Raw genomic sequence first — 20,476 nt, forward strand, 5'->3', positions numbered from 1 at the left:
GTCATGCCGTTGTCCGCCGCCTCTGCCGCTCGCACGATTCTCACCCGGCTGCACGAGGTGATGGCGGCGCGCACCCATGCGCAGGCCAAGCTCAACAACGTGGTGGAAGTGATCGGCGAGACGCTCGATAGCGAGGTCTGCTCGGTTTACCTGCTGCGTGAAGGTATGCTCGAACTGTTCGCCACGCGCGGGCTGAATCAGGCGGCCGTCCATGTCACCCGGCTCGGCGTGGGCGAGGGGCTGACCGGCACCATCGCCCAGAATATCGAGACGCTGAACCTCGAAGAGGCGGCCACCCACCCCGAATTCCAGTATCGCTCCGAAACCGGCGAGGAACGGTTCCACTCCTTCGCGGGCGTGCCTATCGTGCGGCGCGAGCGGGCGATTGGCGTGCTCACCGTGCAGCATGTCGAGCCCCGGCTTTACGAAGAGGTGGAGATCGAGGCGCTGCAGACGGTGGCCATGGTGCTGGCCGAGCTTATCAATCACGCCGGCCTCGTCGATGGCGAGGAGCTGGGCGGGGCCAGCAATGCCCAGACCGGGCAGGCGCAGATCAACGGGCTGATGCTGGTGAAGGGCCTCACGCGCGGCAAGGCGGTGTTCCACCAGCCGCGCGTCCATATCGAACAGACCGTGGCCGAGGATATCGAGGCCGAGCGCGACCGGGTCTATCAGGCCTTCGACCGGATGCGCGACCAGATCGAGCAGATGTCGACCCAGGCCGAGTTCGGTGTCGATGGCGAGCACGAGCAGGTGCTCGAAACCTACAAGATGTTCGCCTACGACGAGGGCTGGAGCCGCCGCATCAACGAGGCGATCGATTCCGGCCTAACCGCCGAGGCCGCGATCGAGCGCGTGCAGCAGCGCACCCGGATGCGGATGCGCCAGATACAAGACCCGCTGCTGGCTGACCGGATGCACGATCTGGAAGACCTCTCGAATCGCTTGCTGCGGATCGTTTCGGGTAAGGTCGGCACGGCGGCGACCAGTGGGCTGACCGGCGATTCCATCCTGATCGCCAAGAACCTCGGCCCGGCGGAGCTGCTCGAATATGACAAGCGCCGGTTGCGCGGGGTGGTGCTGGAAGAAGGCTCGCTCACTGCGCATGTGGTGATCGTGGCGCGCGCGATGGGCATTCCGGTGGTCGGTCGCCTCAGGAACCTGCGCGGGCTGGTGCGTGAGGGCGATGAAATTCTCGTCGATGGCGACACCGGGCAGGTCACGCTGCGCCCGACGCAGGCCGTGTCCGATGCTTTCGAGGAACGGCTCGCGCGCAGCCGCGAGCGGCGGGCAGGCTATGCCAAGCTGCGCGATGTCGAGCCGCGCACCAAGGATGGTGTGCGCATCGAGGTGATGATGAACGCCGGCCTGCGCGACGACGTGGCGATGCTCGGCATGACCGGCGCGGACGGCATCGGCCTCTATCGCACCGAGTTCCAGTTCCTCGTCTCCGCCGCATTGCCCGCGCGCGAGCGGCAGGCGCGGCTTTACCGCGAGGTGCTCGACGCGGCGAAGGGCAAGAAGGTGATCTTCCGCACCGTCGATATCGGGGGTGATAAGAGCCTGCCCTATCTCGTCAACAAGACCGGCGAGGAAGATGAGAACCCGGCCATGGGCTGGCGCGCGCTACGCCTCTCGCTGGAGCGTGATGGCCTGCTCAAGGCGCAGGCGCGCGCGCTGCTCGAAGCGGCGGCGGGGCGCGAGCTGAACGTGATGTTCCCGATGGTGTCCGAACCGTGGGAATTCGACGATGCGCGCAAGGTGTTCGAACATCAGGTCGCCTACCTCAGGATGCGCAAGCACCAGCTGCCGAGCAAGATCAACTACGGTGTGATGCTGGAGGTACCGTCGCTGGCCGAGGTGCTCGACCTGCTGCTCGACCGGATCGCCTTCGTCTCGATCGGCACCAACGACCTCACGCAGTTCCTGTTCGCGGCTGACCGTTCGAACCCGGCGCTGGCCGAACGGTACGACTGGCTGAGCCCGGCGATCCTGCGCTTCCTCGCCCGCGTGGTGAAAACCTGCGCGCCGTTCCCGGTCGATGTCGGCGTTTGCGGCGAGATGGGCGGGCGGCGGCTTGAGGCGCTGGCGCTGATCGGGATCGGCTTGCGGCGGCTGTCGATCACGCCGGCGGCGGTGGGGCCGCTCAAGGAACTGATCCGCAGCATCGATACCACCCTGCTTTCGGTGCAGATGGACGAATGGCTGGCCAATCCCCCGGCCGATCTGCGCGGCGCCATGCGCGACTGGGCCGAGGAGCAGGGGATCGAGTTCGAGTAAAAGCGGCAGAAATGCCCTGATTTAGCTTGGTGCCTCCCTTGACTTGCCGCACGCTTGTCTTTCTTTTGGGACATATGTTGGTCCGGGCCGCCAGGGTGTGATGCCGAAGGGTCGCAGGTAGGGTAATGACAGAAGACGAAGAGACTTCCGAGGCCGTCAAGGAGACGCCGCCCGCTGGCATCGGCGCACAATTGCGCGCCGCGCGAAAGGCGCAGGGCAAGTCGCTGGACGATATGGCGGCGACCACGCGCATTGCGACACGCCATATCGAGCATCTCGATAACGGCGAGTTCGATCTGCTGCCGGGGCGCATCTACGCCATCGGCTTCGCCAAGACCTATGCCAAGGAAGTGGGCCTCGATCCCGAGGACGTGGCCGATCAGGTCCGCGCCGAAATGGGCGAGGAACACTCCGACCACACGAATTACGACGCCACTTTCGAACCGGGCGATCCGGCGCGCGCGCCCGGGCGCAAGCTGTTGTGGTTCTCGATCTTTGCCGTGGCCTTGCTGCTGGCGGGGCTGTTCGCCTTCGCGCGCGAGCTGTTCGCTCCTGCCGCCGATCTGCCCTCGCTGGTGGAGCAGGAACAGGCCGAAGAAGCAGCGCAGCGGGCGGCAGCAGTGGCAAGCGAGCAGGTCGCGGCGGAAACGCCGCAGGCAACCGGCGACGTTGCCATCACCGCCGAGGGCGAAGCCTGGGTGCGCATTGCCGATGGCGAAGGGCGCGTGCTGAAGGAAGAGATTCTGGCCGAGGGCGATAGCTACACCGTGCCCGCCGATGCCGAGAACCCGCAGATTTCCACGGCGCGGCCCGATTTGCTGACGATCACGATCGGCGGCAAGCCGGTGCCGAAGCTGGCTGAGGACATGCGCACCTTCATCGACGAGCCGTTCAGCGCCGCGGCGCTGCTCGCGCGCGGGGAGCAAGCGCAGCCAGAGCCGGGCAGCTCAGCCGCGCCGCGCTAAGGGTGGTCGGCGCCGGACGCAGTGGCGATTGGCGGGGGATTGGCACTCCTCGTCTATTTCCCGCTTCGGTTAATCGCCTATCTTGGTAAATGCTGGCATCAGTCCAGCGGGGTCGACATCGAGGCAGGAGGATAAGCAAGCACGATGATCCAGCAGATTGCACGGGCACGCCGCGGCCTGATGATGAGCAGCGCGGTGGCGCTGGCCATGGTTGTGAGCACGCCGGCAGCGGCGCAGGCTGACGCGCGGCTCGAACGGATCGAGGCTCAGCTGCGCGCGCTTCAACGCACCGTGTTCCCCGGCGGGGACGAACGGTTTTTCGAGCCCGAGATCACGCCGCAGGCGAGCAATGCGAATACGCCCACGCCCGGCGTTTCGAGCAGCGCGCTGACCGATGTGCTCTCGCGCATCTCGGCGATCGAGAGCCAGTTGACCCGACTCACCGCGGCGACCGAGGTGAACCAGAACGCGCTTTCCGCGCTCGAACAGAAGGTGGCGGCAATGGAAGCGCGCGGCGCCGTGGCCAGCACGCCCAGCCCGGCCCAGCTGCAAACGCCCACGCCGATGCCGGCAACGACGCCCGAGACAAGAGCGGCAACGACCCCGACGCCCACACCTGCGCCCGCTCCTTCGGCTAATCCCAATCAGCCCAGCGGCGTGATCGCGGTGCCCGGCTCGGCCCAGGCCGGCCCCAGCGCGGAGCGGCTGGCAGGCGTGCAATCCATCTCCAAGCCCGCCACCGGCGATATGGGCGAAGACGAATATACCTACGGCTTCCGCCTATGGGACGCTAAGTTCTTCCCAGAAGCGCAGCAGCAGCTTGCCCTTTATATCGAGCGTTATCCCAACCACCGGATGATCTCCTATGGCCGCAACCTGCTCGGCCGGGCCTATCTCGATGCGGGCGATCCGCGCAGCGCGGCGACGCAGTTCTTCGACAACTACCAGTCCGACAAGCAAGGCGCGCGCGCTGGTGACAGCTTGCTCTATCTGGCCGAGAGCATGATCCAGCTCGAAGACACGCGCCGCGCCTGCATCGCTCTTTCCGAGTTTGGCGATACCTATCCGGCGCTGGCGACGGGCCGTTTGCAGTCGATGTACGACGCGCTGAAAGGCCGCGTCTCCTGCAACTGAGCCGATGAGCGAAACCGTGCCGCCTGAACTGGTCGCGCGGTTTCGCGAGGCGCTGGCGCGGCTCAATCCCGAACAGCGCACAATCGGGCTCGCCGTATCTGGCGGGCCCGATTCCATGGCCATGCTGTTGCTGGCCCACGCCGCAATTCCGGGCCGGTTCGAAGTCGCGACAGTCAACCACGGACTGCGCCCTGAGGCGGCGGACGAATGTGCGCTGGTCGCTGCTGCCTGCGACAAGCGCGGCATCCGTTGCGATATACTCAAGGTTTCGGTGGGTGAGGGCAACGTGCAGGCTACGGCGCGCGAGGTGCGTTATGGCGCCTTGTGCGGCTGGGCCGATGGCTCTGGGCTGGCAGCCTTGGCCACCGCGCACCATGCCGACGATCAGGCCGAAACCTTTCTCATGCGGCTGAACCGTGGGAGCGGAGTGGCTGGCCTGGCCGGAGTGCGGGAAGTCAACTTTCCGCCATACTTCGACTGCCGCATCATCCGCCCCTTGCTGCATTTCCGCCGCGCCGAACTGGCGCAGGTGGTGGCGGGCGAGGCGGTCGCGCACGATCCCTCGAACCATGATCCGCGTTATGACCGGGTGGCCATGCGCCAGCACCTTGCCGGGTGCGAGTGGCTCGATCCGCTGGCGATTTCCCGTTCCGCGAGCATTCTTGCCGAGGCCTATGAGGCGGTGGAGGACTATGCCGATCTGCTCTGGCGGCAGGCGGTGCGCCCCGAGGGCGAGGGCTACGTCATCACTCCAGTGCCCGCGCGCGAGATGAACCGGCGGCTGCTGGCGCGGGTGCTCGAAAAGCTCGGCGGCAGACCGCGCGGGGGCGATGTGGCGCGCCTGCTGATGAAGCTGGAGGCGGGCGAGGGGGGCAATGTCGCGGGCGTGCTAGCGCGGGTGAAGCGCGGCGAATGGGTGCTGCGGCGCGAGCCGTCGCGGCGAGCTTAGAGCAGGTTGACGTAGCATTATCCCGTAAAGCCCTTCCCCTTGGGGAAGGGTTGGGATGGGGGGGCCCCGTCAGCTAGGCTCGAGCCCCCACCCCCAGCCCCTCCCCAGGTGTCGAAGGGTCGCCCTCACCTTTGATCTATGCGCATGGAGCGAAAGCAAGAACAATCCTTCGACAAGCTCAGGACGAGCGGGTGCTGGTGAGAATACTCACCCCGTCTTCAGCGACCCGCCCAGCCCGGTGCGAACGCCATCGGTGATGATCACCACATCGCCCACCTTCGCAATATCGTAGAGCTTCGACACGAACGCGTCGGGCACGCCGATACAGCCGTGGCTGGCATAGCCGCGCTCGACCTCGCTGCCGCCGTGGATGGCGATCCCGTCCCAGGTCAGCCGCAGCGTCCAGGGCATCGGCGCATTGCCGTATTTCTCCGAGACGTTGTGCCGCTCCTTCGTCAGGATCGGGAACACACCGGTGGGCGTGGGGTGTTCAGGCGTGCCGAGCATCGCCGCAGCCGCACCGATTTCGTAGCCTGCGCGAAACACGCTGATCACCCGCGCCTCAAGATCGACCGTGACGCGCAGCGGGCCATCGGGCACGCCCGCGTCGTCCCAATGCCATTCGCCGTAACGGATGGGGCCATCAATCGGCAGCACGCGCTTGATAACAAGGGGATCGTTCGGATCGTAATCGGGCGCGGCGGCCAGCGCACGCTCCGCCTCGGCCTTGGCTTGCGGATCGACCGGGTCGAACCCGTCATAGTCGGCGGTTGGGTCGGCCACGCCGCTACCGGGCGTGGCAGCAGGAGCGGGGCTTGCCTCGGCGCTATCGGCCAGCACGTCTTCGCGCGTTAGCCAGCCGTCCATCACCTCTTTGGGCTCAAGCGAGCGGCCAGCCACCAGCAGCAGGGCAATCACTGCCACCACCAAGAGGCTCACGCCGCCGATCCATTTCACGCTCGGGTCCATCGGCGCGATAATGGGGCAGGGAGGTAAACATTTCCAGTGCCGCACACGATCCGTTCGTGCTGAGGAGGGTGAAGGCAAAGCCTGAACCCGTCTCGAAGCATCAGGCGTAAGGCCCGATCCTTCGAGACGCTCAGACTGCGTCTTCGCTCCTCAGGACGAACGGGGTTTTGGTGAGAGGGCGCTACCCATGCGCGCCGAACACATTGGCAATCACCGTGGAAATCCGCAGCGACAGCGCATAGGCCTCGTCGATCGGCTCGATGAAGTTTCGGTGTATCGCTTCGTAGCCATGGTCGGCGTTCTCGGGCCAGTCGGTGGGCTCGGTAAGGTCGAACTGATCGATCTGCGGGAAGCTCACCGGATAGGCCCGGCGCAGCTGCGCCAGCGCCTCGTCCACGCGCAGGGTGAAGACCATCTCCAGCACGTCGTCACGGCTCACATCGTTGGCGCGGCTGAACACCGGCACGCTGACCGCGCGCAGGAACATGTGTTGCAGCAGCGCCAGCCGCAGCGCCTGCGCCGCGCCGATCATCCGGCGTTTCTCCTCGCGCGCCGTGTCGGCGTCTTCCTCGGGGACCAGCGCCAGCAGCCGGTGCAGCTTCATCGCATCGACGCGCAAGCGGCTGGCGAGCCGCCGGAACACGCCCGCGCGGTCATCCTTCACCAGATATTCGCTCAGCGCTTCGCAGGCGTCGGTGAGGTGGGTTTCGGTGCCGCGATAGGGGCGGCTGGCCCAATAGGCCGAATTGAACAGCTCGCCAAAAGCGGCGACCGTCTTCACGCTGGCAAGGCCATTGGCCGCTCGCACCAGTCGGATCAGCTCGCGCCCGCGGGGGCTTTCGCACAGCAGAGCGGCGATTTCCTCGTAATTGCCCTCAGCCGCTTCGCCCACGCCCGCGATCACGTTGACCGGATAGCCAAGCTGCTGGAGGATCGAATTGTGCGGGATCGCGCGGATCTGCCGCAGGCTCATGTCGCGGTCGGCGTTGAGGTCGCTCTGGCGGCGGCTAACGCGGCTGCCGGTGGAATTCAGAAGGCCCAGCCCGAAAGCGGTGATCGCACGGCTGTAGGTCCGGCTTTCGAGATGCTCGCGCTGGTGCTCCTTGATCGCGCGGTAGAAGTCGAGCGAAAGGTCGGTCCGGCGATAGAACTCGTCGGTCGGCGCGTCCGGATCGGTGTCGTTCGGGCGCAGCACGGCGATGCGGGTGAGCATGGCGAGCGCCAGCTCTGGCGTGTCGAACCACAGGTAGCCGTCGCCGCCCTGAAAGCTGACCTCGGGCTCAAGCGCGATTCCGGCACGTACGAAGCGGCGCTTGGCCCAGGGCGAGAGCGCCCAGTCGAGCCGGTCGGCCATCTTGGTGGGATGCGCGCCGCGGCCCATGCTTTCGCCGTGGGTGTTGAAGATCAGCGCGCTGATGTCGGTGAGGCCGTTGGCGTCCATCGCCTTGGCGAGGCGGCCCTGAAGGCGCTCGATGGCGAGGCTGGCGGGAAGCTGGCCGACGAAGCGCCCGGCATCGGAAAAGCCTGCCTGTATGGCAATGCGCCCGCGCTTGCGGACATAGGCCTGATATTCAGGCTCGGCGAGCAGTTCATCGAGGAAGCGGCCGCCGTGTTCGAGCGCGGTTTCGGTTTCGAACAGGGGCGAGCAATCGACCTTGTCCTCGATCCCGAACAGCTTGGCATAGTAAACAGCGGCGAGCACCGTTGCAGGCTCTTCGCACTCGGCAATCAGCATCCGGATCGGCGCGTCGGCATCGATATGGGCGAGGATCTGCGCCATGGCAAGGAACTGGCGGGTGGCGGTGCTGGCCTCTATCGCGAGCGCCCCGAAGTTGGAGCGCAGCGGCTTGGCCTCGGCAATCGCCTTGCGCAGGTGGACCACCGCGCCCTTGCTGGAAAGGTCGATCTTGCCATCCGGGTCGATCCGACGGCGAATCGCATTGTGCAGCTGCTTGGCGTTAACGCGGAAGTGGATCCAGCCCATGCCTAACCCGTCGGCGCGCATGGCGGCGGCAAGCGTTTTCAAGGCAATAGCGCGGCCTTGGTCGGCCTCGCGCGCTTCGGCCTCGAGCTGGCCGATCATGCCCTTGAGGGAAAGCAGCTTGCGCGGATCGCTGGCGGTTAGCCGGTTCGCGGCTACGGATAGCGCGGCGGGATCGGACAGATCGGCGGCAAAGTCTTTCGCCCGCTCAGCAGCATAGTCGCGTGCGGGGACCAGTTCGGAAAGCAGCGCGTGCCTGGCGTCGATCTGTTCAAGCTGCGCGACATAGCGCGCCAGCCGCTCGGCCTTTTCGGCAAGGCGGAAGCCGATCGAGTTCGACCAGGTGATGTCGGTCCGCCCGTCCATGTCATAGCCGACCCAAGTGGCGAAACGGAACGGCAGCGGGGCGAGATCGTGCCAGTCGCCCGGCCATTGCTCGGCGGCATGGCCCAGCAACGTCGTGACCACCTTGTCGCGCGCATCCTGAGCGTTCGCGATGGCGAACATGGCGCGGCCGTGTTCATAAGGCAGCGTGACCTGCGGACGTTCCTCGCCGACGCAGGTTGAATCGATTGTGCCCTCGCCAGAGGCGCAATTGGCCAGCGATTCGCTTTGTTTCGGGGGCAGCAGGAAGGTCGGGTGCGCGGTAAACACCGCGTGGAGCTGCGGGCGTTCCCAGCGCTGCTTGAAGGCGGCGAAGGTGGCGCTGTCGAAGCTGGCCTTAAGCGCGGCGGTGTTTTCATCCTGCGCCACCGGAGCGACGAAGCTCGTCATCCGCTGGCAACGATTTTGCAATGCCGAGACTTCCAGTTCAGCAATCATCGCCTCGCACTGTGCGAGGGTGAGTTCGCCCGCCTCAAGCTGCCGCGACAGGTCGAGCGAGAGCTGGAACACCGGGTTGAACAGCGGGGTTTCGACGGTGTGCTGGTGCAGGTCTTGCAGTCGCGCAGTGAGGGCGGCGACCGAGGTGAGCGGCTCGTTCATCCGGCCAGATCCGTCGCCTGTTTGGCAAGCGCTTCGATCTCGGCAGGGCTGGCACCCTTGGGCGCGACCCAGCTGCCGCCCACGCACAGCACCTGCTCGATGGCGAGCCAGTCGGGCGCGGTCTTGGCCGAGACGCCGCCGGTGGGGCAGAACTTGCACTGACCGAACACGGCGGTGAGCGCCTTCAGCGCCGGGATGCCGCCATTGGCCTCGGCAGGGAAGAATTTGAAGTGGGTGAAGCCAAGGTCCAGCCCCTTCATCAGCTCGCCCGGCGTGGCAATGCCGGGCAGATAGGGCACGCCGTTGCGCTTCACCGCCTGCCCCAAAGGCTCGGTGAGGCCCGGCGAAACGATGAATTCGGCGCCTGCCGCGAGCGCGGCATCAAGCTGCTCGCTGTTGGTCACCGTTCCGGCGCCGACGATGGCGTCGGGCACGAGGTTCATGCGCTTGATCGCTTCCAGCGCATCGGGGGTGCGTAGCGTCACTTCGAGCACCTTGAGGCCGCCAGCGACCAGCGCTTCGGCAATGGGGCGCGCCTGGTGGATATCGTCGATCACCAGCACCGGGATGACGGGCGCCATGCGCATGATTGTTTCGATTTTGCTCATGAGAGGTCTCCGTGGCGCTGAAGGAAGGCGGCGGCAGCGCCGAACAGGCCGGGTTGGGGATGGGTGATGAGTTTGACGGGCAGGCTCGCCATCAGGCTTTCAAAGCGGCCCTTGGCGCGGAACCGCTCGGAAAAGCCCGAGCGCGGCAGATGGTCGCGCAGACGATAGCCGAGGCCGCCCGCGATCACGACGCCGCTCGCGCCCTGAACCAGCGCCGTATCGCCCGCCACTGCGCCGAGCGAGAGGCAGAACCGGTCGATGGCGGCTTCGGCGAGGCTGTCCGTCCGCTCCATGCCAGCGGTCCAGATCGTGATATCGTCCTGCTCGGAAAGCGCGCGGCCCTCCATCGCGGCGAGCGTTGCGTAGATGTCGACAATGCCGGGGCCGGACACCACCCGCTCGACCGAAACGCGGCGGTGGCGCTTGCGCAGGCGCGCCAGCAGCGCGTCCTCGATGGCGTCGAGCGGGGCGAAGTCGGCGTGGCCGCCTTCGGTCGCCTGCACATGGGTTTGGCCCGCGCCGTCGCGATAAAGATGCGCGACGCCAAGGCCGGTGCCCGGCCCGAGCACGCTGAGCGTGCCGCTGGCAGGCAGGGGGCCTTCGGGGCCGGCGAGGTGGAGGAACTCATCCTCGGGCGCGTGGGCCACCGCATGGGCCACAGCCTCGAAATCGTTTACCAGCACGTAGTTATCGACGTCGAGCTTCTCGCGCACCAGCGCGGGGCGGATGATCCATGGGTTGTTGGTGAAGCGGATCACCTCGCCTTGCACCGGCCCGGCAATGGCGATGGCGACGTTGCGCGGCAAGGTGCCGCCCATCCGATCACGAAAATCTTCCCAGGCGGTCTGGAAGCTGGCGTGATCCTCGGTGTGAAGCGTCACCGGCTCTTCGAGAGCGATGCTGCTGCCCGAGCCGCTGGCGAGCGCGAAGCGGGCGTGGGTTCCGCCGATGTCGACCGCAACGAGATCCATTACAGGCCTGCCGCTGCCAGCATCGGCGACGCTCCCTTTTCGGCCTCGTCGGCCAACAAGCGATACATCGCGAACAGCTCGCGCCCAGTGCCGTCTTCCGGTTCCGGATCAGGCGCAGGGGTGCGGGTGGAAAGATCGGCAGTGGTCGAGAGCTCACCCGTCACCGCGCAGACTTTCACCACGTCGCCATCGCGCAGCAGGCTGAGCGGCCCGCCGCCCAGCGCTTCGGGTGAGCAATGGATCGCGCTTGGCACTTTGCCCGATGCGCCGGACATGCGCCCGTCGGTCACCAGCGCCACCTTGTAGCCGCGATCCTGCAACACGCCCAAGGGAGGGGTCAGCTTGTGCAGCTCTGGCATCCCGTTGGCGCGCGGGCCCTGGAAGCGGACCACAACCACCACGTCGCGGTCAAGCTCGCCCGCCTTGAAGGCCTCGGCCACAGCACCTTGCGTCTGGAACACCCGGCACGGGGCCTCGATGGTATAGCGCGAGGGATCGACCGCGCTCGACTTGAAACAGGCGCGGCCCAGATTGCCCGCCACCAGCCGCATCCCGCCATCGGGGGCGAAAGGCTCGGCGGCCGGGCGCAGCATCTCGGTGTCGCCCGAGGGGCCGGGATCGCGCCATGCCAGCGTCTCGTCGTCGAGCCACGGCTCTTCGCCAAAGGTGGCCATGTCATCGGCACCCGAGGCGAGCACGTCGGCGTGGGCAAGCCCGGCGCTGAGCAACTCGCGGGTGACGTAGCCCATGCCGCCTGCCTCGTGGAAGTGGTTCACGTCGCCCGAGCCGTTGGGATAGACCCGCGCCACCAGCGGCACGACGCTTGAAAGCTCAGCTAGGTCGCTCCAGTCGATGATTACGCCTGCCGCTCGCGCGAAGGCGGGTATGTGGATCGCATGGTTGGTTGAGCCGCCAGTGGCGAGCAGGCCGACCACTGCGTTCACGATTGCCTTCTCGTCGACGCAAACCCCAAGCGGACGGGACTTGGCCTTGGCCAGCTCGGTCACCCGGTGGACAGCAGCTCGGTCAAGCTGCTGGCGCAGCTTGCTGCCGGGGCGCACGAAGGCTGCGCCGGGCACATGCAGACCCATCATCTCCATCATCATCTGGTTGGAGTTGGCGGTGCCGTAAAAGGTGCAGGTGCCGGGGCTGTGATAGGAGCCCAGTTCGCTGTCGAGCAGCTCGGCGCGGCTGGCCTTGCCCTCGGCATAGAGTTGGCGCACGCGCTGCTTCTCCTTGTTGGAGACACCGCTGGGCATAGGGCCGGAAGGGACGAACAGCGCGGGCAGATGGCCGAAGCGCAGCGCGCCCATCAACAGGCCGGGCACGATCTTGTCGCAAATGCCGAGCAGCAACATCCCGTCGTACATGGCATGGCTGAGCGCGATGCCGGTCGCTTGCGCGATAGCGTCGCGGCTGAACAGCGACAGTTCCATGCCTGCTTCGCCCTGCGTCACGCCGTCGCACATGGCCGGGGTGCCGCCCGCGACCTGCGCTGTGGCGCCAGCCTCGCGGGCATAGACCTTCAGCCGCTCGGGATAGCGATAATAGGGCGCGTGGGCGCTAAGCATGTCGTTATAGGCGCTGACCACGGCGATGTTCGGCCCGGCGTTGGTCTTCAGCGCTTCCTGATCCTGCTCGGCCCCGGCGAAGGCGTGGGCGAGGTTGGAGCAGGAGACCATGGTGCGGTCCTGCGCGTTGCCGCCTTCTCGCTCGATCAGTGCGAGATAGGCCTCGCGGGTGGGTTTGGAGCGCTCGATAATGCGCTGGGTTACGGCGGTGATGGTGGGATGGGTCATTAAACGCTCACAAGGGCACAATGGCACAGAGGGGAGGGCGAGGGGCGTTGCACCTATTCATGCCAGCTCGCCCCGTCGCGTTCGATCAGGGCGATGGCGGCGCTAGGCCCCCAGCTGCCCGCAGCATAGGTCTTGGGCTTGAGGTCTTCTTCGCCCCAGGTCGCGCGGATGGAATCGATCCAGCTCCACTGCGCTTCGACCTCGTCGCGGCGCACGAACAGCGTCTGGTCGCCCTTCACCAGATCGAGCAGCAACCGCTCGTAAGCGATGCGCTTTTCCTTGCCCGAGAACGCATCGGGCATGGCGATGTTGAGCGGCACTTCGCGCAGGGCAATGCCCTCCTGCTCGATGCCGGGTACCTTGGCCATGACCGAAAGCGTGATGTTTTCTTCCGGCTGGATGCCGATCACCATGTGGTTGGGCTTCACCTTCGCGCCGGGAAAGATCGAATGCGGGATCTCGCGGAACTGCACCACGATCTCGGTCACGCGGCGCTGCATACGCTTGCCGGTGCGTAGGTAGAACGGGGTGCCGTGCCAGCGCCAGTTGTCGATATGGGCCTTCAGCGCGACGAAGGTTTCGGTGTCGCTGTCGCGGCCCAGTTCCTCGTCGTAGCCGGGCACGATCTCGCCCACGCTGGCACCGCCGCGATACTGCCCGGTCACGCTTTCACCCGGGCTGATCTTGCGCAGCGCGCGCAGCACCTTCACCTTCTCGTCGCGCACGGCGCTGGCGTCGAAGTGGGTCGGCGGCTCCATCGCGAACAGCGCGAGCAGCTGCAGCATGTGGTTCTGCACCATGTCGCGCAGCGCGCCCGCGTCGTCATAGAAATCGACCCGGCTTTCGAGGCCCACCGTTTCGGCGACGGTGATCTGCACATGCTCGATCAGCCGCGCGTTCCACAGCGGCTCGAACAGCATATTGGCAAAGCGCAGCGCGATCAGGTTCTGCACCGTCTCCTTGCCGAGATAGTGATCGATGCGGAAAATCCGGTCTTCGCTGAAGGCCGAGGCGACCGCGTCGTTGATCTCGCGCGAAGAGGCAAGATCGGTGCCGAGCGGCTTTTCGAGGCAGATGCGGGTATTCTCGCCCGCGAGACCGTGCGCCGCCAGCCCCTCGATGGTGGGCTTGAACAGGCTCGGCGCGGTCGACAGAAAGATTGCCACCTGCCGGTCTTTGCCGACTTTCTCCGCCAGATCGGCGTAGTTCTCGGGCGTTGTGACGTCGAGTGTCTGATAGTGCAGGCAGTTGAGGAAATCGGCCAGCGGGCCGCGTCGGTCGGCCGGGAGGTGTTTCTCCAGCGCGGCGCGGGCGAGGTTGCGAAATTCGGTATCGCTCATGTCCGAGCGGGCCGTGCCGACAATATTCAGATCGTCGGGCAGCAGGCCGTCGGCATGAAGCGCCGCCAGACTTGGCAGCAGCATACGCTGGGAAAGGTCGCCAGTGGCACCAAAAAGAACAAGCGTGTCGGCCCTAACGGTCATAAATCCCCTGCTGAGAACGTTCCCAGCATCATGGAGCTGGTCTATGCACTAGTGCTGCATCGCACCATCGCAAGCAAGGTCTAGCCGGAGATTTCTTTCACCGCCACCTCGCTGAAATTGAACTGCGCGGCGCCGAACACGGTCATGAAGCTGACGTCGGCAGCATCGCGGCCGACGCCGATTTTGGCGGTCAGCGCCGGTTCGGCCATGCCGGTGGCATCGACCATCTGCCAGGTGCCGCCTTGCGGGGTCTCTGGGTCGGCAAGGAAGACCTCGGCAATCGCATGAAAATCCTGCGGGGTGACACCGGGGGCAAAACAGCTGACGTAGCGCGCTGGGATGGCCGCCGCCCGTGCCAGCGCGACCAGCACATGAGCGAAGTCACGGCAGATGCCGGCCTTGGCGTCGATGGTGTCGAGCGCGGTGGTCGCGGCGTTCGAAGAGCCTGGGGTATAGGTGATATTCTGCGCCACCCAATCGCGCATCGCGGCCACCTTGGCGCCGCCCTCGAGCCCGGCGAACTCGCTGCCGACAAGGTCAAACAGGCTGGAGGCCTGGCAATAACGCGAATCGAAGAGGTATTTCACCGCTTCGCCCGGCAGCAGGCGCGGGGGAACCCGGCCCATCAATTCCAGTTCCGCAATCTGGCGCATAACCTCGACCGTGGCGGTGTAGTCGACCCGGCATTCACCGTCGGCGTGAATCCAGAAACGGTCGCCGATATTGTCCTGCGCGGGCACGCGCGCGGTGTGCATCGCCTTGGGAATCCAGGTGTCAGCGCTCAGCAGCTTCTGCTCGAGCAGCGGGGCAGCCTCGAACTGGAGCAGCACGTCTGTCGGCTGCCAGAGGGTGAAGCCGAAATGGGCGGAAATCGACAGCGGCATCGGATGGGAGACTTTCGCGAGAGGGAGGGATGGGCACTCTAAGGGCTTACGGCTAGTCTCGCGCGAAGTTCCTACTCGCCGATGACATGGGCCACGATTTCGCGCCTGTGAGGCCGGGCCCGGTGTTCGGCAAGGAAAATTCCCTGCCATGTCCCCAGCAGCATCCGCCCATCGCCAACCGGCACTGAAAGCGAGGCCCCGGTCAGTACCGAGCGCAGGTGTGCGGGCATGTCGTCTGGCCCTTCGTCATCATGCTCGTAATGCGGGCCTTCGGGCGCCATCTGGTCAAGCCAGCGCAGGGTGTCGCGCGGCACGGCGCTGGCGGCGTTCTCGTTGATCAGCAGGCTGGCCGAGGTGTGGCGGCAGAAGATCGTGACGAGGCCGGTTTCGATCCCGGTATCATCAAGCCATGCGGCCACCTCACGGGTGATCTCGATAAGGCCTTTGCCCTGTGTTGGGATGGTGAAGCGGATCTGATGTTGTCGCATACTGCGGATTTAGCGCGCGAATCTCTTGCGTGACAGAGTCAAAAATGCTCAACAATCGTTACACGAGAGAGGTACTTTCATGAGCAGACTTATCCTTGCGCCCCTCGCGCTGGCTGCGGCGCTGACCGGAGGCCTGGCAAGCGCGCACCATTCCTTCGCTGTTTTCTTTGACGACAAGCAGGAAGTGACCCTGCGCGGCACCGTCACCATGTTCCGCTTCACCAATCCGCATGGCACGCTCGCCTTCGATGTGCGCGGCCCGGATGGCAAGGTTCAGCATTGGCGGGCGGAGACCAATGCACCCTCCGTGCTGCAACGGCGCGGGTGGAACCGGGGCAGCGTGCGCCCGGGGCAGGTGATCACGATCAAGGGCTGGCGCGCGCGCGACGGCAGCCGCTACATCCGCATGGGCGAAGTGCGCGATGCCGAGGGCAACCTCGTGGGCGGCCGGTTTGGAACGAACGATGACTAGGCACTGGCTTGCAATCGCGCCGATGGTCCTGGCCGTGGCTGGCCCCGCCATGGCGCAGGACGTGCCTGATCTTGAGGGCTTCTGGGGCTTGTCGTGGACACCGGGCGAACCGGTGGCCGACATGGTCGAGGCCCTGCCGCCCAACACGGTGATGATCGAGGATACCGGCGTGCCAGAGTTTCCGCGCGGCGAATTCGGCGGCCTGATTCTGACGCCCGAGGCCAAAGCCCATGCCGAAACCTGGCGCAGCGAAGACGACATGACGCTCGACCGCGTGTGTCTGCCGCCCAGCATCGTTTATGCAATACAGGGGCCGTTCCCATTCGAGGTGCATCAGACCCCCGACCTGATCGTGTTCAAATACGAGTACTTCGATCAGACCCGGCTGATCTTCATGGACGGACGCTCTGCCCCGGAAGGTCAGCCACATTCGAAAATGGGCTTTTCGGTGGGGCACTGGGAAGGCGGGGATCTGGTGATCGAAACCGATCACATTTCTGCCAGCACCATCACCAACAACGGGCTCGATCACTCCGAAGACATTACAATGATCGAACGCTATCGTCTTAGCGAGGACGGCTCCACGCTGATGGCGACGCAGTGGTTCTCCGATGCGGCTTCGATCGAGAACAACGGCGCGCGCTGGATCGAATGGGAAAAGCGCGAGGGTGAGCACATCTACCCTTACGAATGCGATCCCACCTTTGCGTTGGAATATGGCGCGGTGGAGGAATAGCTCGGGCGGGCATCTGCGTTCGCGTCATCCTCACAACAAACGGGGATGGTTTGGCAATGCGCCTTAAAACTCGGCGTAAAGCTGGAACTGTACGGTCCGCGCCGAGATATAGCTCAGCGCGCCGCTGGAGCTGACGTTCCAACCATAGGCGTTCAGCACGTTCTCGCCCCGAACACGCAGCACCATCTCGGCATCGCCAAGCGTGAAGCGGTAGCGCATACCCAGATCGAGCGTGGTTTCTGCGCCGACCATCAGCGTGCCGAGCGCGTTAACAGGCCGCGCGCCCTTGTGGTCGAGCGTGAAATCGAACGAGAACGGCGACGTGCCCTGATCGAGGCGCCAGTCGAAGTTTCCCGTCATCCGGACCTTGGGCTGGCTGACGGGTCGGGTGCCGATCAGCCCTTCATTCACTGCTTCACCGCTTAACGAAGGGTCTGACAGAACCGCTCCGCCAAGCAAGGTCATGCCCGCTATAGGACGGGCGATGGCGGAGAATTCCAGCCCCTCGTTCACCACTGTGCCAAGCAGGCGATAGCGCAGCGCGGTGTCCAGATTGTAATAGGGCTTGGAGATCCGAAACGCGCCCAGCAGCAGCGTCACCGCATCATCGGGATCGTAGCGGACCACCAGCTCTTCCTGCCGGGTGTTGATGGCAGCGGGCGCCTCGGCCCGGTTCACGGCGCGGTCGGGGGCGACATCGGCCTCCTCCATCCCGCGGGCGAGTGCACCGAACAGCGTCAGCCGGCCGGTGAGCGCGAGCGCCAGCGATCCGTTCCAGGCAATCGGCCTGGCCCCGGTGGCGACATCGGGCGTGTCGGCGGCGGCGTAATCTACCGTCTTGGTATAGTCGATTGCGCTCGCGCCTAGGTCGAAGCGCAGGAACCGCGTCAGCGCGCCCGACCAGGCGAGCCCGGCGAACAGCTGGCGGACCTTGTCGCGGCTGGTGTCGCGAAAGGCGAATGTCGGCTCCGGGCGCTGATCGTGAACGAATAGCGAGCCCGCGCCGAGCGATATCCGCTGCGATCCGCCGAAGGTCCGCAAGCGGTCGCGCCCGCGTAGGCTGGCCGAAAGCTGCTGGGTATGGCCGAGCAGCGAAAACTGCTGCACCAGCCGCAGCTCTCCCGAAAAGGATCGGTCGAGGCTGCTGGGAGATGCGACAATCGCGCGCTCGGCAATGGTGCCATCGGCGGTCACGCCTGTCATCAGATCGGAAAAGCGGCTCAGGTCGCGCTTGCCCGAGAAGAAAGCTCCGCTTTCGAGGCGCAGGTTGGGGCCGAGCGGCGCGCGCACGATCAGGCCGCCATCGAGCGTGTTGCTTTCGTTATCGGCCCAGTCCTGCCCGAGGAAGCGAAAGCGCTCGATCTCGGGCGGCAGCGCCTCGCCTGCCACGAAGATCGAAGGCTTTGCTTCATCGTCGCGAACCCCGCCGACGGAGGCGAAGGCCAGCACCTCGGTTTCGGGTCGCGGGTCGTAGGAGAGCAGGAAGCCCACATTGGCCCGGTGCGCGCGGCTCGAATCGTCGCTCTGGCTGGCGCGATAGTAGCCGCCCGAAAACAGCCCCAGACCGGGCGCGATCCCGCTCAGCCTGAGATCGTAGCCCAAGCCTTCGTGCCCGCGCTCGCGTCGGCTCACGTCCACCGTCAGCGAGCGGCCAAAGCTGGCTTTGCGCAGGCCATAGTCGACCAGGCCGGTGGGGGCAGGGAAGGCATAGCCAAGGGTCGCGATGCCGACCCTGATCGTGCTCGACGAGCTGAGGCGCGGCGAAAGGCCGGTCACTTGATCGTAGTAAAGCGCTTCAAGCCTCACGTTGCCCGCATCGACCGGGTTGAACCCGCGGACCTCGCGCGAGGAATAGAGCCCGGTCCGCTCGCTGCCGACTTGGCGGCCGAAGGCATCGTTGCTTTGCGCGATGGCGTTTTCGGCCACCGTTTGCGTCGTCTCCTCCTCATCGGCTGTGGGCGGGGAGGTTATGGGCAGTTCGTCTTCGAACTGGTCCTGCCCAAGGGCTGGTGAAGGCAGCGCCAGCGTCAGCAGGCCCGTGCATAGCAGCCAGCCGGAGCGCGCGGTCGGGTGGATTATCGACACGCCTGGTTGTCCTAATTGCGCGTTGGAGGTCGGCGAAAGCGGCAACGGGCGGCCTTCTGCTCGGAGCAAAAGGCCGCCCGCCGCGAGGAAGCCTGGAGGCTTAGCCGCCCGTGGGCGGATAGGAAACGCCAAGCTGGTCGAGGTAGCTGTCGTACTTGCTGGGGTCGTAATAGAACTGCTCCTGCTCGGGGCGGATGCGGTCCATCAGTTCCTTGTTGAGGTGAATGCCGGGCATGTCCTCGTCGGTCAGCACGGGATCGTAGCTGCCTTCGGCGAACTGAACCTCTTCCTGATACTGCTTGGCTTCGGCCAGTTCATCCGGGTTCATGATCAGGTCGAGCGTGGTCAGCGCCACCGCCTTGGCGCCTGCCACGGCGCCCTTGTGGGCGATTGGCGTGGCCATGGCGACGGCTGCGGTTTGGTGGTGGCCGATCATGCTGGGGATGTTCGAGGGGAAGCGAATGGTGATGGTCGGCACCGCCCACATGATGTCGCCGATATCGTCGGAGCCGCCGCCGAGCGAGAATTCGGGCGGGCCGCGCAGGGGCTCGACCTCGGTCTTGAGTGGCTCGATCGGACGCTCCAGCCCTTCCTGCACCATGCGGGTGAAGACCTGATCGTCTTCGGTCCAGTCGGGCATCCCGACATATTCGATATATTGCTGCGCCAGTTCGGCCATCGGCTTGTTGCCGTGCTGCGGGGCGGCATAGCCGAGCAGGCGGCGCGTCACCGTGGTGTCGGTAGCCATGGCGGCTGCTTCAGAGATGCGGTTGCCGGTCTCGTAAAGGTTGCGGATGCTGTCGAACTCGCGCTCGCGGAAATAGTACCAGACCGAGGCGACGTCGGGCACGATGTTCGGCTGGCCGCCGCCGTTGGTGATCACATAGTGCGAGCGCTGGGTGGGATAGAGATGCTCGCGCCGCATGTTCCACGCCACGTTCATCAGCTCAACCCCGTCAAGCGCGCTGCGCCCGGCCCAAGGCGCACCCGCACCGTGCGAGGACGATCCGTGGAACGTGTATTCGACCGAGACCATCCCGTTGCCGCCGCCATCGCCATAGCTTGTGCCGAAGCCGTTGCCGACGTGGGTGAAGATGGTGGCGTCAACGTCGTCGAACATGCCCTCGCGCACGAAGAACGCCTTGGTCGCGAGCAGCTCTTCCGCGATGCCGGGCCACAACATCAGCGAGCCGGGAATGTTCTCGCGTTCCATGATGTCCTTCACCGAGAGCGCGGCGGCGACCATCACTGCCATGCCCGAGTTATGGCCTTCGCCATGGCCCGGAGCGGCCTCGATCTGGGGGCGCAGTTCGGTGATGCCGGGCACCTGGCTGAGGCCGAGCAGGCCATCAACGTCGGAGCCGAGGGCGATCTTCGGGCCGCCGGTTCCGTTGGTCCAGGTGGCGGTGAAGGCGCTGGGGATGCCGGCCGAGCCCAGTTCGATGGTGAAGCCGTTTTCTTCGAGGATACCGGTCAGGTATTCCTGCGTCTTGAATTCCTGAAAGCCGGGTTCGGAAAAGCTAAAGATGCTGTCGACGATTTCCTGCACCAGCTTGGCGCGGGAATCGACGCCGGCGACGGCTTCATCGCGCAGGTTGGCGGGAATTTCTGCAGCCGCAGGGCTGGCGAGTGCGAGCGACAGCGTGGCCGCTGCGGCGAGGAAGGTTGAGCGTACAGACATCATCTC

16 protein-coding genes are annotated in these 20,476 nt (G+C 65.5%); 6 read left to right on the top strand and 10 right to left on the bottom strand.

Going from position 1 to position 20,476, the window contains the following annotated elements; all coding sequences use genetic code 11:
- Nucleotides 1-3: 3 nt before the first annotated feature.
- The 4 genes from ptsP to tilS all read left to right on the top strand — a co-directional run bounded on the left by ptsP (nt 4) and on the right by tilS (nt 5,328).
- Nucleotides 4-2,280 (top strand): phosphoenolpyruvate--protein phosphotransferase, encoded by a 2,277-nt coding sequence (gene ptsP / locus E0473_RS11130; RefSeq protein ID WP_137680981.1) that lies wholly within the window; start codon nt 4-6, stop codon nt 2,278-2,280.
- Between the two features lie 125 nt (nt 2,281-2,405).
- Nucleotides 2,406-3,245, top strand: a complete 840-nt coding sequence (locus E0473_RS11135; RefSeq protein WP_137680982.1) for a helix-turn-helix domain-containing protein — start codon at nt 2,406-2,408, stop codon at nt 3,243-3,245.
- Between the two features lie 144 nt (nt 3,246-3,389).
- Nucleotides 3,390-4,379, top strand: coding sequence for a tetratricopeptide repeat protein (locus tag E0473_RS11140; protein WP_241657469.1), 990 nt, complete (start codon nt 3,390-3,392; stop codon nt 4,377-4,379).
- Nucleotides 4,380-4,383: 4 nt separating this feature from the next.
- Entirely contained in the window at nt 4,384-5,328 is a 945-nt protein-coding gene (gene tilS, locus E0473_RS11145; protein ID WP_137680983.1) for a tRNA lysidine(34) synthetase TilS, read from the top strand.
- Between the two features lie 207 nt (nt 5,329-5,535).
- Here the strand turns inward: tilS and E0473_RS11150 are convergent, their stop codons facing one another.
- The 8 genes from E0473_RS11150 to E0473_RS11185 form a co-directional block, all read right to left on the bottom strand.
- On the bottom strand, nt 5,536-6,285 hold the full coding sequence (locus tag E0473_RS11150; protein WP_241657470.1) for a L,D-transpeptidase family protein: 750 nt from the start codon (nt 6,283-6,285) through the stop codon (nt 5,536-5,538).
- Nucleotides 6,286-6,478: 193 nt separating this feature from the next.
- Nucleotides 6,479-9,262 (bottom strand): phosphoenolpyruvate carboxylase, encoded by a 2,784-nt coding sequence (locus E0473_RS11155; RefSeq protein WP_137680985.1) that lies wholly within the window; start codon nt 9,260-9,262, stop codon nt 6,479-6,481.
- Entirely contained in the window at nt 9,259-9,870 is a 612-nt protein-coding gene (eda, locus tag E0473_RS11160) for a bifunctional 4-hydroxy-2-oxoglutarate aldolase/2-dehydro-3-deoxy-phosphogluconate aldolase (RefSeq protein ID WP_137680986.1), read from the bottom strand. Before eda ends, E0473_RS11155 begins: the two co-directional genes overlap by 4 nt.
- Complete coding sequence (locus tag E0473_RS11165) at nt 9,867-10,841, bottom strand: glucokinase (protein WP_137680987.1); 975 nt, start codon at nt 10,839-10,841, stop codon at nt 9,867-9,869. The genes eda and E0473_RS11165 overlap by 4 nt, the downstream gene beginning before the upstream one ends.
- A complete protein-coding gene (edd, locus tag E0473_RS11170; RefSeq protein WP_137680988.1) occupies nt 10,841-12,640 on the bottom strand; it encodes a phosphogluconate dehydratase in 1,800 nt (599 codons plus the stop codon). Before edd ends, E0473_RS11165 begins: the two co-directional genes overlap by 1 nt.
- 53 nt (nt 12,641-12,693) lie before the next feature.
- On the bottom strand, nt 12,694-14,124 hold the full coding sequence (gene zwf / locus E0473_RS11175) for a glucose-6-phosphate dehydrogenase (protein WP_137680989.1): 1,431 nt from the start codon (nt 14,122-14,124) through the stop codon (nt 12,694-12,696).
- 80 nt (nt 14,125-14,204) lie between these two features.
- Entirely contained in the window at nt 14,205-15,008 is an 804-nt protein-coding gene (locus tag E0473_RS11180; RefSeq protein WP_137680990.1) for a transglutaminase-like domain-containing protein, read from the bottom strand.
- A gap of 71 nt (nt 15,009-15,079) precedes the next feature.
- Nucleotides 15,080-15,496, bottom strand: a complete 417-nt coding sequence (locus E0473_RS11185; RefSeq protein WP_137680991.1) for a secondary thiamine-phosphate synthase enzyme YjbQ — start codon at nt 15,494-15,496, stop codon at nt 15,080-15,082.
- A gap of 79 nt (nt 15,497-15,575) precedes the next feature.
- Between E0473_RS11185 and E0473_RS11190 the strand changes: the two genes are divergently transcribed.
- Nucleotides 15,576-15,968 carry a DUF6152 family protein gene (locus tag E0473_RS11190; RefSeq protein WP_137680992.1) on the top strand — a complete coding sequence of 131 codons (393 nt, stop codon included), beginning with the start codon at nt 15,576-15,578 and terminating at the stop codon, nt 15,966-15,968.
- A gap of 22 nt (nt 15,969-15,990) precedes the next feature.
- Nucleotides 15,991-16,704, top strand: coding sequence for a hypothetical protein (locus E0473_RS11195; protein WP_161981578.1), 714 nt, complete (start codon nt 15,991-15,993; stop codon nt 16,702-16,704).
- A gap of 63 nt (nt 16,705-16,767) precedes the next feature.
- Here E0473_RS11195 and E0473_RS11200 read toward each other — a convergent pair whose 3' ends face one another.
- Both E0473_RS11200 and E0473_RS11205 read right to left on the bottom strand, forming a co-directional pair.
- Nucleotides 16,768-18,789 carry a TonB-dependent receptor gene (locus E0473_RS11200; RefSeq protein WP_137680994.1) on the bottom strand — a complete coding sequence of 674 codons (2,022 nt, stop codon included), beginning with the start codon at nt 18,787-18,789 and terminating at the stop codon, nt 16,768-16,770.
- A gap of 100 nt (nt 18,790-18,889) precedes the next feature.
- Nucleotides 18,890-20,473, bottom strand: coding sequence for an amidohydrolase (locus tag E0473_RS11205; RefSeq protein ID WP_137680995.1), 1,584 nt, complete (start codon nt 20,471-20,473; stop codon nt 18,890-18,892).
- Nucleotides 20,474-20,476: the final 3 nt, after the last annotated feature.

The organism is Aurantiacibacter suaedae, from assembly GCF_005434915.1.
Lineage (GTDB): Bacteria > Pseudomonadota > Alphaproteobacteria > Sphingomonadales > Sphingomonadaceae > Alteraurantiacibacter > Alteraurantiacibacter suaedae.